The 13,207-nt window shown below is 71.8% G+C and carries 13 protein-coding genes; 10 read left to right on the forward strand and 3 right to left on the reverse strand.

What is annotated here, in order from left to right:
• Window positions 1-761: 761 nt before the first annotated feature.
• A complete protein-coding gene (locus tag WME83_RS24040) occupies window positions 762-1,094 on the reverse strand; it encodes a YnfA family protein (RefSeq protein ID WP_437321608.1) in 333 nt (110 codons plus the stop codon).
• A 349-nt stretch (window positions 1,095-1,443) separates the two neighbouring features.
• Here WME83_RS24040 and WME83_RS24045 point away from each other — a divergent pair, with 349 nt between their 5' ends.
• From WME83_RS24045 to gstA, 8 genes are all read left to right on the forward strand, one after another.
• The gene (locus tag WME83_RS24045) at window positions 1,444-1,800 is read left to right on the forward strand and encodes a hypothetical protein (RefSeq protein ID WP_437321609.1); all 357 of its coding nucleotides are present in this window, start codon (window positions 1,444-1,446) and stop codon (window positions 1,798-1,800) included.
• A gap of 302 nt (window positions 1,801-2,102) precedes the next feature.
• Window positions 2,103-2,441, forward strand: coding sequence for a hypothetical protein (locus tag WME83_RS24050; protein WP_437321610.1), 339 nt, complete (start codon window positions 2,103-2,105; stop codon window positions 2,439-2,441).
• A gap of 1 nt (window position 2,442) precedes the next feature.
• Window positions 2,443-3,807, forward strand: a complete 1,365-nt coding sequence (locus WME83_RS24055) for an efflux RND transporter periplasmic adaptor subunit (RefSeq protein ID WP_437321611.1) — start codon at window positions 2,443-2,445, stop codon at window positions 3,805-3,807.
• A 9-nt stretch (window positions 3,808-3,816) separates the two neighbouring features.
• On the forward strand, window positions 3,817-6,966 hold the full coding sequence (locus WME83_RS24060; protein WP_437321612.1) for an efflux RND transporter permease subunit: 3,150 nt from the start codon (window positions 3,817-3,819) through the stop codon (window positions 6,964-6,966).
• Between the two features lie 4 nt (window positions 6,967-6,970).
• Window positions 6,971-7,558 carry a TlpA family protein disulfide reductase gene (locus WME83_RS24065; protein ID WP_437321613.1) on the forward strand — a complete coding sequence of 196 codons (588 nt, stop codon included), beginning with the start codon at window positions 6,971-6,973 and terminating at the stop codon, window positions 7,556-7,558.
• An 88-nt stretch (window positions 7,559-7,646) separates the two neighbouring features.
• Entirely contained in the window at window positions 7,647-8,360 is a 714-nt protein-coding gene (locus tag WME83_RS24070; RefSeq protein WP_437321614.1) for a Uma2 family endonuclease, read from the forward strand.
• Window positions 8,361-8,503: 143 nt separating this feature from the next.
• Window positions 8,504-9,010 (forward strand): GNAT family N-acetyltransferase, encoded by a 507-nt coding sequence (locus tag WME83_RS24075; protein WP_437321615.1) that lies wholly within the window; start codon window positions 8,504-8,506, stop codon window positions 9,008-9,010.
• Between the two features lie 27 nt (window positions 9,011-9,037).
• Window positions 9,038-9,643, forward strand: coding sequence for a glutathione transferase GstA (gene gstA, locus WME83_RS24080; protein ID WP_437321616.1), 606 nt, complete (start codon window positions 9,038-9,040; stop codon window positions 9,641-9,643).
• Window positions 9,644-9,667: 24 nt separating this feature from the next.
• Here the strand turns inward: gstA and WME83_RS24085 are convergent, their stop codons facing one another.
• Complete coding sequence (locus WME83_RS24085) at window positions 9,668-10,693, reverse strand: zinc-dependent alcohol dehydrogenase family protein (protein ID WP_437321617.1); 1,026 nt, start codon at window positions 10,691-10,693, stop codon at window positions 9,668-9,670.
• Window positions 10,694-10,909: 216 nt separating this feature from the next.
• Between WME83_RS24085 and WME83_RS24090 the strand changes: the two genes are divergently transcribed.
• Complete coding sequence (locus WME83_RS24090; RefSeq protein WP_437321618.1) at window positions 10,910-11,821, forward strand: LysR family transcriptional regulator; 912 nt, start codon at window positions 10,910-10,912, stop codon at window positions 11,819-11,821.
• A gap of 33 nt (window positions 11,822-11,854) precedes the next feature.
• On the opposite strand, the gene WME83_RS24095 is transcribed toward WME83_RS24090, so the two are convergent.
• Entirely contained in the window at window positions 11,855-12,253 is a 399-nt protein-coding gene (locus WME83_RS24095) for a hypothetical protein (protein ID WP_437321619.1), read from the reverse strand.
• 121 nt (window positions 12,254-12,374) lie between these two features.
• Between WME83_RS24095 and WME83_RS24100 the strand changes: the two genes are divergently transcribed.
• The gene (locus tag WME83_RS24100; RefSeq protein WP_437321620.1) at window positions 12,375-13,172 is read left to right on the forward strand and encodes a helix-turn-helix domain-containing protein; all 798 of its coding nucleotides are present in this window, start codon (window positions 12,375-12,377) and stop codon (window positions 13,170-13,172) included.
• Window positions 13,173-13,207: the final 35 nt, after the last annotated feature.

The following is a 13,207-nucleotide window of genomic DNA, read 5'->3' on the forward strand; positions in this document are numbered from 1 at the left end:
TCATTATGTTAACCAGGTAAAAAGCCGATCTCTCTACAGCTCGACGCTGCCCTTCGTTGATCGGGTGCGCTCGCCGCGCGGTGAAGGCTGCCGAGGTACCGCCGCGGTCGCCCTCCGGTGAATCTCGCTCTCGAGGTCCACGGAGCGAGTGGTCTCGGTCCGTGTTCGGTCAGGCACTGCGACGAGGATAGTTATTGTTTCATGTTGGCTAGCCCGTCAAGGCGAACCTGCATTTCGCGGTGTTTTGCGAGCCGACGTGACTATTCCGAAGTCACAACAACCGCGGTTTTTAGGTGATGTTGGGTAGCGCAATATCCGACATCAACCGGAGCTCAGACGAGCTCTACTGCCCGTGAGATTGAACTGCTTAAGCCTCGTTCGAAATGAGAACGTTAACTCGGTCAAATGGATCCGCCGGCGACCAGGTCATCGCGTGCCCCCAGCGGCTCCAGAAATCCAGGCTGGTCGGTCCTCGGACGCGGTGACTGGACGGCGAGGATACGAGCCAACCGAGGACGGCCGAGGCGATCAGGACGTCAGGAAGAGAATTTTTACGCGGCGGCGCCAGGACGCGCAGAGCACCGCGAGATAGGAAATTTCAGGATTCGCTGGCGTTCTCGCGCCCTACGGCACCCTCGACGGATTGATCCAGGCCCCTGCGCCAGAGGCCGCCGAGCGCCGCGCCGACACCTCACATGGGCAGATCGAGGAACGACTCGCCAGTACCCATGATCGCCGCGCCGACAAGGCAGATGGCGGGCTTATCGACTCCGCGCGCCGAGGACGATGATGGCCGTGCCCGCAATGGTCATGGCGCCGCCGAGGACGTCCCAGCGCGTCGGCCGCTGCCCTTCGATCAACCAGAGCCAGAACAGCGAAACCGCCACGTAGATGCCGCCGTACGCCGCATAGGTGCGGCCGGCTCCGGTCGGATGAAGGGTGAGGAGCCAGGCGAACGCGGCGAGGCTCGCCGACGCCGGCAAGAGCAGGAGCGCGGACTTCCCCCGCTGGAGCCAGAGATAGGGCAAGTAGCAGCCGACGATCTCGGCGAGCGCCGTGATGATGAACAATCCGCCGGCTCGCAGGAGGGTCACGCCCGAGCGCCCTTCTCTGCCAGATCTCCCGGGCTCATGCGCTCGAATCACCACGATCCGTCGCCGACGTCAAGATCACGCGCGTGTCGCTCCGGAGGATGCGTTGACCGGCGCACGCGAAGCGCCGCGCGGCTCAACGCATGTTGCCGACTGGACTGTCGTGGACCCCGATGGGGCGCTCCGGATACCGAGGAGCAAGAAGGCCGAGCGGATGGCTCGGGCCGGTGTCCCATCGCGCTCGTGCCTGGAGCAGCGCGCCGCGCCCGCCCTCGCGGCATCGGCGTTCGCGCGGCCGGCCGGAGGTTCGTGCTCGCACGCCTCAGGGCACATGGTAGGCTCTCCACCGATCGTGACCCGGCGGCGAAGGCGAAACTCTGGATCCAGGTGGACGCGGCGGCTGGTCCGGCTGCTCTCCATCCTGGTGCTCGCCTTGTTCGTAAGCCAGATCACCGTAGCCTACGCCTTCGTCGCCGCCGACGATTGCGGCGAGTCCTGCCCCGACGATGAAGACCAGGGGGACTGCCCTTGTCCCCTGGATTGCTCCTCGGGGTGCTGCGCGGCGAGGGTCCCGGCGATCCCGCCCTCGCCCAGCGTTCCGGTTTTGCTCGCGCCCTCGCCCGCCGAGCTGCTTCTCCTCGCGCCCGAGCGCGCGCCCCCGTCGCCGGAGGCGCGCGAGGTGCTCCACGTCCCAAAGCGCCTCGCCTAGCAGGCGCTGCTGGCCGCGCCGCGGCCCGAACCGTCGATCGCGCTCCGGCGGGCTCCGCAGGAGGAGCCCTGTCCGGCCCCGGCGATCGCGGCGTGGTTCAGCGTTCTGCCAGGTCCGCGCGGAGGACGCGATCGCGACCCGCCGTGGCGCGCCCGCGGGAGCGCCCGTTCAACGCTGCTCTCTACCCAGCGCGGGGATCGCGCTCGCGGGCAGGGTTGGCGGCGGCGCTGGCGCGCGGGAGCAACGGCATGCGCAAGATCCGTCCGTCACCCGACGTTGCGAACAGCTAGGAGAACAGGCCCATGAAGTTTCGTTTCATCTCGATCGTGCTCTGCGTCCTCGCCCTCGGTGCTGCGTCGTGCTCGAAGGAGGCGCCGAGCCAAGACAAGGCCGCGCCCGACCAGACGCAGGCGAAGGCGGCGCACGCGCCGCATGCGCCGGCCGACGTGAAGCCCGGCTCCCACGAGGACTGGTGCGGAGAGCACGAGGTGCCCGAGTCGCAGTGCACCCGCTGCAACCCGGACCTGATCCCGGCCTTCAAGGCCACGGGCGACTGGTGCGCGGAGCACGGGCTGCCCGAGTCGCAGTGCCTCAAGTGCAACCCCGACCTGAAGATCGTCAGGCCGCCGAAGGGGAGCTGACATGCCCGGCCGCGTTCACGTCGTGGTGCTCCTGGCGCTCGCGGTCCTCTCCGGGTGCGGGGCCAAAGGGACCGACAACGCCGCGCCGGAGAAGGCCGAGGCGAAGCCCAGAGCCGCGTCGGCCGTCGAGGGCGCCATGTGCAAGGAGCACGGGGTGCTGGAAGCGCTCTGCACGAAGTGCAATCCGAAGCTCGCCCCGGTCTTCCAGGCGAAGGGGGACTGGTGCAAAGAGCACGAGCTCCCGGAGTCCATCTGCCCCGTCTGCCACCCCGAGCGCGGCGGCAAGCCGGCGGCCGACGTGGCGAGCGACGGCGCGCCGGCGGACGGGACCAAGGTCAAGTTCAAGACCAAGGACACGGCGCGGCTCGCCGGCATCCTCACCCAGAAAGCGGTCGAGCGGCAGGGCGGCGGCGGGATCCCCGTGACCGCCAGGATCGTCTACGACGCGCTCAAGGTGGCGGAGATCAACGCCCGCGCCGCGGGGGTGGTCCGGCAGCTTCACGTGGACGTGGGGGCGGAGGTCGAGAAGGGCGCGCCGCTCGCGATCATCGACAGCGCCAACGTGGGGGCGGATCGATCGCGGCTCGCCAGCGCGCTGTCGCGCCTCAAGATCGCCGAGGAGAACCTGCAGCGCGAGGAGCAGCTCGAAAAGGAGGGGATCTCGTCGCGCAAGAGCGTCCTCGCCGCGCAGCAGGAGCTCGACGCCGCCCGCGCCGAGCGCGCCTCGCTCGCGGCCTCCCTGGCCGTCGTGGGCGCGAGCGCGGGCGGGACCGGGGGCTACACGCTCACGACCCCGCTCGCCGGCATCGTGACCCAGCGCAAGGCCACCGTGGGCCGGCTCGTCGGCGTCGAGGAGACCCTGTTCGAGGTGGTCGACGTGTCGAGCATGTGGGCCGAGCTCGACGTGCCGGAGACCGATCTCCCGGCCGTGTCGCTGAAGCAGCCGGTGGTCATCGAGGTCGACGGCCTCGAGGGGCGCGAGCTCAAGGGGGAGATCACGTACGTGGCGCCGGCCATCGATCCGGCGACGCGCACGGCCAAGGCGCGGGTCCCGCTCGCGAACCCGGGCGGCGCGCTGCGGGCCAACATGTTCGGCCGGGCGCGCATCCTCGCCCCGGCACGCGCCGCGGTCATGGTGCCCCGCGCCGCCGTCCAGCGCGCGAAGACGGTGAAGCTCGTGTTCGTCCGGCTCGCGGAGGACCAGTTCGAGGCGCGTCGGGTCGAGATCGGGGCGACCGAGGGCGACCTCGTCGAGGTGACGAAGGGCGTGCGCCCGGGCGAGGAGGTCGCGACCGAGGGGAGCTTCCTGCTCAAGACCGAGACCCTCAAGGAGAGCATCGGCGCCGGCTGTTGCGGCGAGGACTGAGGCGCGGCCATGCTGAACGCCGTCATCACGTGGTCGCTCCGCCACCGGCTCCTCGTGATCCTGGCCTCGATCGGCCTCTCCCTGGCGGGCGTCCTCGCGCTCCGCCGCCTGCCGATCGACGCCTTCCCGGACACGACGCCGGTGCAGGTGCAGATCAACACCGTCGCCCCTGCCCTCTCGCCCGTCGAGATCGAGCGCCAGATCACGGCGCCCGTCGAGCAGGCGATCTCGGGGCTGCCCAGGCTCGAGGAGGTCCGCTCGCTCTCCCGCTTCGGCCTCTCGCAGGTCACGGCCCGCTTCGAGGACGACACGGACATCTACCTGGCCCGTCAGGTCGTCCTGGAGCGGCTCCAGACCGTGACGCTGCCGCCGGGCATCGAGCGCCCGGAGCTCGGCCCGGTCGCCACCGGGCTCGGCGAGGTGTTCCACTACGTGGTCACGGGCAAGGGCAAATCGCTGAGCGAGCTGCGCACGGTCCACGACTGGGTCATCGCGCCGCAGCTCCGCTCGGTGCGCGGCGTGGCCGAGGTCAACGCCTGGGGCGGCGACGAGCGCCAGATCCAGGTCCTCGTCGACCCGGCGGAGCTCACGGCGCGGGGGCTCTCGCTCCACGACCTCTCCGAAGCGCTGGAGCGCAACAACGCCAACGTGGGTGGGGGCACCCTGGACCAGGCCGGCGAGTCCAGCCTCATCCAGGGCATCGGCATCGCGACGCGGGTGAGCGACATCGAGGACATCGTGGTCGCCGCCAAGGGCGGGGCCCCCATCCGGGTCCGCGACGTGGCCCGGGTCGTCGAGGGGCGCGAGATCCGGCGGGGCGCGGTCACCGCGGACGGCCAGGGGGAAGTCGTGCTCGGCCTCGGCTTCATGCTGATGGGCGAGAACAGCCACGACGTCACGACGCGGCTCAAGGCGCGCCTCGCGGAGGTCGAGAAGAGCCTGCCGGAAGGCGTCGACGTCGCCGTCGTCTACGACCGCACCGAGCTCATCGACGAGGTGCTCGGCACCGTGGAGAAGAACCTGCTCGAGGGCGCGCTCCTCGTGGCCGCGGTGCTCTTCGCCTTCCTCGGCAACCTCCGCGCGGGGCTGATCGTGGCCTCGGCCATCCCCCTGTCGATGCTCTTCGCGTTCGATCTGATGCTGCGCGCCGGCGTGGCGGGGAGCCTGATGAGCCTCGGCGCGATCGACTTCGGCCTCGTCGTCGACAGCTCGGTGATCATGGTCGAGAACTCGGTCCGGCGGCTGTCGGAGGACGCGAGCGACCGGAGCGCGACGGACGTCGTGCGCGACGCGTCGATCGAGGTGCGCAAGCCGACGATGTTCGGCGAGCTCATCATCATGATCGTCTACCTGCCGATCCTCGCGCTCGAGGGGGCGGAGGGGAAGCTGTTCCGGCCGATGGCGCTCACCGTCATCTTCGCGCTCGTCGGCTCGATGATCCTGTCGCTCACGCTGATGCCGGTGCTCGCGAGCCTGCTCCTGCCGCGCCGCGCGAAGGAGCGCGAGAACGCGCTCGTGCGCCTCCTCAAGCGGGCCTACCGGCCGGCGCTGCAGCTCGCGCTGAGGTGGCGCTGGGCGGTGCTCGCCGGCGCCGTGCTGCTCCTCGGCAACGCGGTCTTCCTCGCGACCCGGCTCGGCGCCGAGTTCGTGCCGCGGCTCCGCGAGGGCACCATCGTCGCCAACACCGTGCGGCTCTCGGGGGTCTCGGCGGGCGAGTCGATCCGCTACGGCACCCAGCTCGAGCGGGTCCTGCTCGAGAGGTTCCCGGACGAGATCGAGCGCGTCTGGACCCGCACCGGCACCGCCGAGGTGGCGACGGACCCGATGGGGCTCGAGCTGTCCGACATGTTCATCACGCTGAAGCCGCGAGCAGCCTGGAAGCGCGCCGCGACGCAGGACGAACTGGTCCAGGCGATGGAGTCGGAGCTCGCGGGGATGCCGGGCATGGGCGTCATCTACACGCAGCCGATCGAGATGCGGGTCAACGAGATGGTCGCCGGGATCCGGGCCGATCTGGGGGTGAAGCTGTTCGGCGACGACTTCGACACGCTGAAGCAGAAGGCGCGCGAGATCGAGGCCGTCCTCAAGCAGATCCCTGGCGCGGCCGACGTGGTGACCGAGCAGGTCACAGGGCAGCCCGTGCTCGAGATCGAGGTCGACCGCGCGGCCATCGCCCGGCACGGCATCGCGGCCGCCGACGTGCTGGATGTCGTCGAGGCGCTCGGCGCGCGCGAGGTGGGGCAGCTCCAGGAGGGCGAGCGCCGCTTCCCCGTGACGCTGCGCATCGACGATCGCTACCGGCAGGACCCCGCCTCGATCGGCCGCATCCTGGTCACCGCGGCCGGCGGCGAGCGCATCCCGCTCGCGCGGCTCGCGAAGATCCGCACGGCCGAGGGGCCGACCGCGATCAACCGCGAGTGGGCGAAGCGCCGGATCGTCGTGCAGGCGAACGTCCGGGGCCGCGACGTGGGCACCTATGTGGAGGAGGCGCGCGCGCGGCTCGATCGGGAGGTCGAGCTGCCGCCCGGCTACTACGTCCGCTTCGGCGGGCAGTTCGAGCACCTCGAGCGGGCGCAGGCGCGCCTGCTCGTCGTCGTGCCCGTCGCCCTGGGGCTGATCCTGCTCCTGCTCTACTTCACGTACGGGCGGCTCCTCGACGCGATCCGCGTCTTCACGGGCGTCCCGTTCGCCGCGATCGGCGGCGTCGTCGCGCTCTGGCTCGGCGGCCTGCCCTTCAGCATCTCCGCGGGCGTCGGGTTCGTGGCGCTGTCGGGCGTCGCGGTGCTCGGCGACATGGTGCTCGTCTCCACCATCCGGCAGCTCACCGCGGCCGGCATGCCGGTGCGGGCGGCCATCGAGCTCGCGGCCGAGCGGCGCCTCCGTCCGGTCCTGATGACGGCGCTCGTCGCGTCGCTCGGCTTCGTGCCGATGGCGCTGAACACGGGCGTCGGCGCCGAGGTCCAGCGCCCTCTGGCGACGGTCGTGATCGGCGGCGTGATCTCCTCCACGCTGCTCACGCTGCTCGTCCTCCCGGTGCTCTACAGCGTCGTGGGCACCGCGCGCGAGGGCGCGGCGGCCGCCCCGGACCCTTCCGCCGCGCCGGGCGCCGCCGGCCCCGCGCCGCGCGCCGCGGCGGCCCTGCCGCCGGCCGCGGAGTAGACCGATGGGCGCGCACCCGCACCTCCGCGCTGCCTCCCGCGCCGCCGGCGTCCTGATGCTCCTCCAGGCGCTCGCGGTGGGCCTTTACTGGGCGGTGGAGCACCGCCGCGACGCGGGGCGGCCGGGGCGCCCCTTCGCGCACGAGCCGCTCTCCGGGGCCGAGCTGGCGCCGGACGAGGTCCTGACGCGGCCGGACGGGAGCGAGCTTCGCCTGAGCGCGCTGCGCGGCCGGGCCGTGCTGCTCCACGTCTGGGCCACGTGGTGCGGTCCGTGCCGCGCCGAGCTCCCTGCCCTGCTCGATCTCGGCCGGGAGCTCCGGCGGCGCGGGGACGTCGAGCTCGTCGCCGTGAGCGTCGACGAGAGCTGGGAGGTCGTGCGCGCCTTCTTCGACGGCGAGGTGCCGCCCGAGGTCGTGCGGGCCGGCTCGCCCGCGCTCGGGCGGCGGCTCGGGGTCTCGACGCTGCCCGACACGTTCCTCGTGCGCCCGGACGGCACGCTGGCGCTCCGGTTCACGGGCGCGCGCGACTGGAGGGCGCCCGAAGCGCGGCTGCTCGTGGCCGGGCAGGCGGGGACGGGGAAATGGGGGAACTGAACGACGCCTGGATCCGTAAGCCCGAGCCGCGTTGAGAAGATGCGCCGCGGACCTTGCTGCGGTGTACATCCTCCGGCAGGCTGGAGGCATGGCGTCCCTGGCCTTCTCGATGCCGGTGGAGATCGTCGACCCGGACGTCGTCGCTCCTCCGGGCGATCTGGACAGCAACGAGCCGCCCATGGAGAGCTATGTGCACCTCATCCAGATGCTCCTGCTGCTCGAGAGCCTGGAGCTCTTCTGGAAGGAGCGGACGGATTTCTTCGCGGCCGGCAACCTGACGATCTACTTCAGCCCTCGCCAGCTCAAGTCCGAGCACTTCCGGGGTCCCGATTTCTTCGTCGTGCTCGGCACCGAGCGGAGGCCGCGCAAGAGCTGGGTCGTCTGGGAGGAGGACGGCCGGTATCCGAACGTGATCGTGGAGGTGCTCTCGGACAGCACCGAGAGCATCGATCGCGGCCTCAAGAAGCAGACGTACCAGGACGTCTTCCGGACGCCGGACTACTTCTGGTTCCATCCGGAGACGCTCGAGCTCTCGGGCTTCCATCTCGTCGATGGGCAGTACGAGCCGCTCTCTCCCGACGCCTCGGGCCGCCTCTGGAGCGCGCAGCTCGAGCTGTTCCTGGGCGTCGCGGAGGGACAGCTCCGCTTCTTCACCCGCGAGGGCGAGCTCGTGCCGGCCGGCAAGGAGCTCGCCCAGCGGGCCGAGTCCGCCGAGCAGCGGGCCGAGTCCGCCGAGCGGCGGGCGGCGCGGCTGGCGGAGAAGCTCAGGGAGCTCGGCGTCGATCCCGACACGTTGAAGTAACCAGCGCGGCCCGCGCGCTCCCCAGCGCGCGGCGCGCGCCGTCGCGTCGCCTGCTCGCCCCGATCCTGGTAGAACGCCGGCCGGAGCGGGCTCGCTTTCCGGGCCGCTCTCCGCGCTCGTCATCTCGTCGCTCGGGAGGGCCCATGTCCGACATGCTCGTCAACCTGCTCAAGCTGCCGCCGCTCGAACCGTCACTCGAGGCGATGCGCCGAGCCTCCGTGGTCGTCCGGCGGGCGGCGCCTTACGAGATCACGCGCGTCCGGCAGTTCGTCAAGCAACACTTCACGACGTACTGGGCCGATGAGATCAGCGTCGGTTACGCGAACAAGCCCGTCAGCGTCTATCTCGCCATCCGCGGCGGCGAGGTGATCGGCTTCTCCGCCTACGAGTGCACCCGCCGCGGCTTCTTCGGCCCGACCGGGGTCGCCGACAGCGAGCGCGGCCAGGGGGTCGGCAAGGCGCTGCTCCTCGCCTCGCTGCACGGCCTCGCGCAGATGGGCTATGCGTACGGCATCATCGGCGGCGTCGGGCCCGCCGAGTTCTACGCGCGCACGGTCGGCGCGACGCTCATCCCCGACTCCACCCCCGGGGTCTACGCCGATCCGCTGATCGACCCTGCCCCGCCCCGCGGCGCGGAGCCGCCGCGCTGACGCCCGTTCCTCACCACGGAGGCCACGATGAAGCTGTATTTCAGCCCCGGCACGTGCTCGCTGTCTCCCCACATCGCGCTGCGCGAGGCTGGCCTGGAGTTCGACCTCGAGCGCGTCCACCTCGGCACGAAGAAGACGAGATCGGGCGCCGACTTCACCCTGATCAACCCCAAGGGCTACGTCCCCGCGCTCGAGATCGAGAGCGGCGAGGTGCTCACCGAGGGGCCGGCGATCGTCCAGTACATCGCCGATCGGAGGCCCGAATCCGGGCTCGCGCCGCCTGCGGGCACCCTCGGTCGCTACCGGCTCCAGGAGTGGCTCAACTTCATCGGCACCGAGCTGCACAAGCAGTTCGCGCCCCTCTTCAAGCCGAGGGCGCCGGAGGAGCAGAAGAGCGCTGCGCGCGCCTACCTGGGCCAGCGCTTCGGTTACGTGGCGCAGCGGCTCGACGGCGCCACGTACCTCCTCGGCGAGCAGTTCACGGTGGCGGACGGCTACCTCTATACCGTGCTCACCTGGACGAGGTTCGCCGCCGTCGATCTCGGCGGCTGGCCCGTCCTCGGCCAGTACAAGGACCGCGTCGGCGCCCGCCCCGCCGTGCAGGCCGCCATCGCGGCCGAGAAGGGCAAGTAGCGCGTCGCTCGCGGACCGGCTCCCTCAACCGACCGCGATCACGAGCTTGCCGACGTGCTCGCCCCGCCGCAGCGCCTCCATCGCCTCCCGCGCGGCCTCGAACGGGTAGACGCGGTGGATCACCGGCCGGATGCGGTGGTGCGCCACGGCCCGCACGAGGTCCTCGAACATGTCGCGGCTGCCCACGCTGATGGCCTGGATGCGGGCGCGCCGCAGCAGCATCGGGACCACGTCGAGCTCCGCGGAGGCGCCCGCGAGCAGGCCGACGAGGCTCACCTGGCCGCCGGGGCGCAGCGCGCGCACCGATCGCCGCAGGTCGCCGCCCGCCATGTCGACGACGAGGTCGACGCCGACGCCGCCCGTCAGCTCGAGCGCGCGCGCGTCCCAGTCGGGCGTCGAGCGGTAGTTGATGAGGTCGGTCGCGCCCAGCTCGCGCGCCCGCGCGAGCTTCTCGTCGCTGCTCGACGTGACGATCACCCGCGCGCCGGACGCGCGCGCCAGCTGGATCGCGAACACGGCGACCCCGCCGGTCCCGAGCACGAGGACGGTGTCGCCCGGCCGCGCGGGCGCGTCGACGTGGAGCGCCTGCCACGCGGTCACGCCGGCGATCGGCAGGGTCGAGCCCTCCTCGAAGGTCAGCGCCGGCGGGAGCACGACCAGCCCATCCTCGTCGAGCACGACCTGCTCGGCGAGCACCCCGCCCCGCGGATAACCGAGGCTCGACTCGAGGGTCGTCCTGAACGTGGGCCGCCCGCCGAGCCACTTCTGCTGAAACAGGGTGGCGACGCGATCCCCGACGCGCAGCCGGTGCGCGTCCTCGCCGACGGCGACCACCTCGCCCGCGCCGTCGGAGAGCGGCACGAGCGGCGTCGAGAGGGATCTATCGAACTGGCCGTCGATCACCATCAGATCCCGATAATTGAGCGACGCCGCCCGGATCCGGACGACGACCTGGCCGCGCTTCGGCGCCGGGACGGGCAGCTCGACCGGCCGCAGGTGCTCGGTCCCGAACCCACCCTCCAAGACCCATGCTCTCATTCGCCTGTTCATCGCGCGCTCCTCTGCTCGAAAGCCCATCGAATGCGCCGCCGCGGCGCGGAGAGCGCCGCGGCGGAACAGCGGTGTTCCCGGCGCCCTCGCCGCCCGCGGCCGTGCTCCGGCCGGCGCGCGGCTCCGTCGAGCGCCTGAGCGGAGGTTAATTCATTCCACTCTGTGCGTTAGAGGCATCGGTGACACTTGTCTCGTTCCAGAGTAGAACGAATCGCCGTGGACACGCTGACGAGCATCGAGTTCTTCGTGACGACGGTACAGGCGGGCAGCTTCGCCGCCGGGGCCAAGCGCCTCGGCGTCACGGCCTCCGCGGTCAGCCGCCGCATCGCCCGCCTCGAGGACGAGCTCGGCGTCCAGCTGCTCGCGCGCACCACGAGGTCGCTCCGGCTGACCGAGGACGGCGCCGCGTTCCTCGATCGGGGCGCGCGCATCGTCGAGGAGTACCGGGCCGCGACCGAGACGCTCAAGGGCGCGCGCACGGCCCCCGCGGGCGCGCTGCGCGTCGACGCGGCGGTCGTGCTGGGGCGGACGCTCCTCGGGCCGAAGATCCCGGACTTCCTCCGCCGCTACCCGCGCATCCGGCTCGAGCTGACGCTGCGCGACCAGTACATCGACCCGGTGGCGGAGGGGGTCGACGTCACGCTGCGCATCGGAGAGCTCGGCGACTCGTCGCTCGTCGCGCGGCGCCTCGGTGAGATCCGCACGCTGATCTGCGGCTCGCCCGCGTATTTTCGCCGGCACGGCCGGCCGAAGCGCCTCGAGGACCTCGCGCGCCACGCGTGCCTCGGCTTCCTCCGGGACGGGCGCCCCACGCCCTACCGCTTCGCCGACGGCCGGCTGCCGCCGGCCGCCGCCGTGGAGGCGCGCTTCAACACGAACGACGCCGACCTCCTGCTGCACGGCGCGATCGCCGGGCTCGGGCTCCTCTACTCGTTCGACTTCCACGTCGAGGGCGCGATCGCGCGCGGCGAGCTCGAGGCCGCGCCGCTCCGCGACCCGAGCCTCACGTACCCCGTTCACGCGCTCTACCCGAGGAGCCGGCACCTCCTGCCGCGCGCGCGCGTCTTCGTCGATTTCCTCGTCGAGCTCTTCGAGGCCCGCCGCAAGGAGGCGCCCTCGGGCCGTTGAGCTCGAGCCGCCCCCGAGCCCGCGCCCTGCCGCTCAGGCCGGCGCTTGCGCGCGGCGCAGCCCGATCGCCTGCGCCTCGGCGAAGAGCGCCACGGCGAGCGCCTGCACCGCGACGAACGCATAGCCGAGCGCCGTCGGCTCGAACCCCCCGAGCGCGAGGAGGAGCACGCTGTCGACGACCCAGAGCGCGTTCGTGACGACGACGGCGAGGACCGCCCCGCGGGCCGGCTTCTCCCGCGTGCCGAGCCAGGCCACGAGGGCCGCGAACGGCAAGAGGCTCGCGCCGGCCCAGCGGAACAGCGCCTCGGGCAGGCCGGTGAGGCCGGCGAGCGGCGCCGCGGCCGCGACCATGAGCAGGCCAGTGGCGCCGCTGACGACGGCATCGGCGAGGAGGGCGCGGCGCAGGAAATGAGGAGAGGTCATGAACGACATGGCGAGTTCCTTTCGCTGGGAGTGGTGCTCCGACACGGCATACGATGCGCGGCGCCGGGGTCGGGATCGATTACCTCCCAGGTAATGGGCGTCATTTTCCGGCGTGCTAGGGTCGCTCTCGATGATGAGCGCCCATCCTCCGGTCGGGGGTCTCTTGCGCGAGTGGCGCCAGCGCCGCCGCATGAGCCAGCTGGATCTCGCCTGTCAGGCCGACATCTCGACGCGCCACCTGAGCTTCCTCGAGACCGGCCGCGCGCAGCCGAGCCGCGAGATGGTGATCCACCTGGCGGAGCGCCTCGACGTGCCCCTGCGCGACCGCAACCAGCTCCTCGTGGCCGCGGGGTTCGCGCCGCTCTATCCCGAGCGCAGCCTCGACGATCCCGCGCTCGCGGCGGCGCGCAAGGCGGTCGATCTCGTGCTCGCGGGCCACGAGCCGTATCCGGCGGTCGCCGTCGATCGGCACTGGACCCTCGTCGCCGCGAACGGGGCGCTCGGCCCGCTCCTGGCCGGCGCCGACCCTGCCCTGCTCCGGCCCCCGATCAACGTGCTGCACCTGAGCTTGCACCCCCAGGGCCTCGCGCCGCGCATCGAGAACGCCGCCGAGTGGCGCGCGCACCTCCTTGCCCGCCTGCGCCGCCAGATCGAGGTGAGCGCCGACCCCGTCCTGGTGAAGCTCCTCGAGGATCTCAGCCGCTATCCGCCGCCGCCCGAGGGCTCGCGGCGCTCGGCGCCCGGCCGCGAGGCGAGCCCGGTGGCCATCGCGGTCCCGCTCAGGCTCCGGACCGAGCACGGCGTCCTGAGCTTCCTCAGCACGACGATGGTCTTCGGCACGCCGGTCGACGTCACCCTGTCCGAGCTCGCGGTCGAGTCGTTCTTCCCTGCGGACCAGGCGACCGCGGACGCGCTGCGCGCGCGCTGACGGGCGAGCGAAACTTCGAACCCCCAAGGCGCCGA

The sequence above is a fragment of the Sorangium sp. So ce385 genome, from assembly GCF_051474135.1.
GTDB lineage: Bacteria > Myxococcota_A > Polyangia > Polyangiales > Polyangiaceae > Sorangium > Sorangium cellulosum_D.

Bases quoted from the DNA above. Each gene is read 5' to 3' on its own strand.
- WME83_RS24050 (WP_437321610.1), top strand. From the start codon at position 2,103: ATGAAGTTTCGTTTCATCTCGATCGTGCTCTGCGTCCTCGCCCTCGGT.
- WME83_RS24055 (WP_437321611.1), top strand. From the start codon at position 2,443: ATGCCCGGCCGCGTTCACGTCGTGGTGCTCCTGGCGCTCGCGGTCCTC.
- WME83_RS24060 (WP_437321612.1), top strand. From the start codon at position 3,817: ATGCTGAACGCCGTCATCACGTGGTCGCTCCGCCACCGGCTCCTCGTG.
- WME83_RS24065 (WP_437321613.1), top strand. From the start codon at position 6,971: ATGGGCGCGCACCCGCACCTCCGCGCTGCCTCCCGCGCCGCCGGCGTC.
- WME83_RS24070 (WP_437321614.1), top strand. From the start codon at position 7,647: ATGGCGTCCCTGGCCTTCTCGATGCCGGTGGAGATCGTCGACCCGGAC.
- WME83_RS24075 (WP_437321615.1), top strand. From the start codon at position 8,504: ATGTCCGACATGCTCGTCAACCTGCTCAAGCTGCCGCCGCTCGAACCG.
- gstA (WP_437321616.1), top strand. From the start codon at position 9,038: ATGAAGCTGTATTTCAGCCCCGGCACGTGCTCGCTGTCTCCCCACATC.
- WME83_RS24085 (WP_437321617.1), bottom strand. From the start codon at position 10,693: ATGAACAGGCGAATGAGAGCATGGGTCTTGGAGGGTGGGTTCGGGACC.
- WME83_RS24095 (WP_437321619.1), bottom strand. From the start codon at position 12,253: ATGTCGTTCATGACCTCTCCTCATTTCCTGCGCCGCGCCCTCCTCGCC.
- WME83_RS24100 (WP_437321620.1), top strand. From the start codon at position 12,375: ATGATGAGCGCCCATCCTCCGGTCGGGGGTCTCTTGCGCGAGTGGCGC.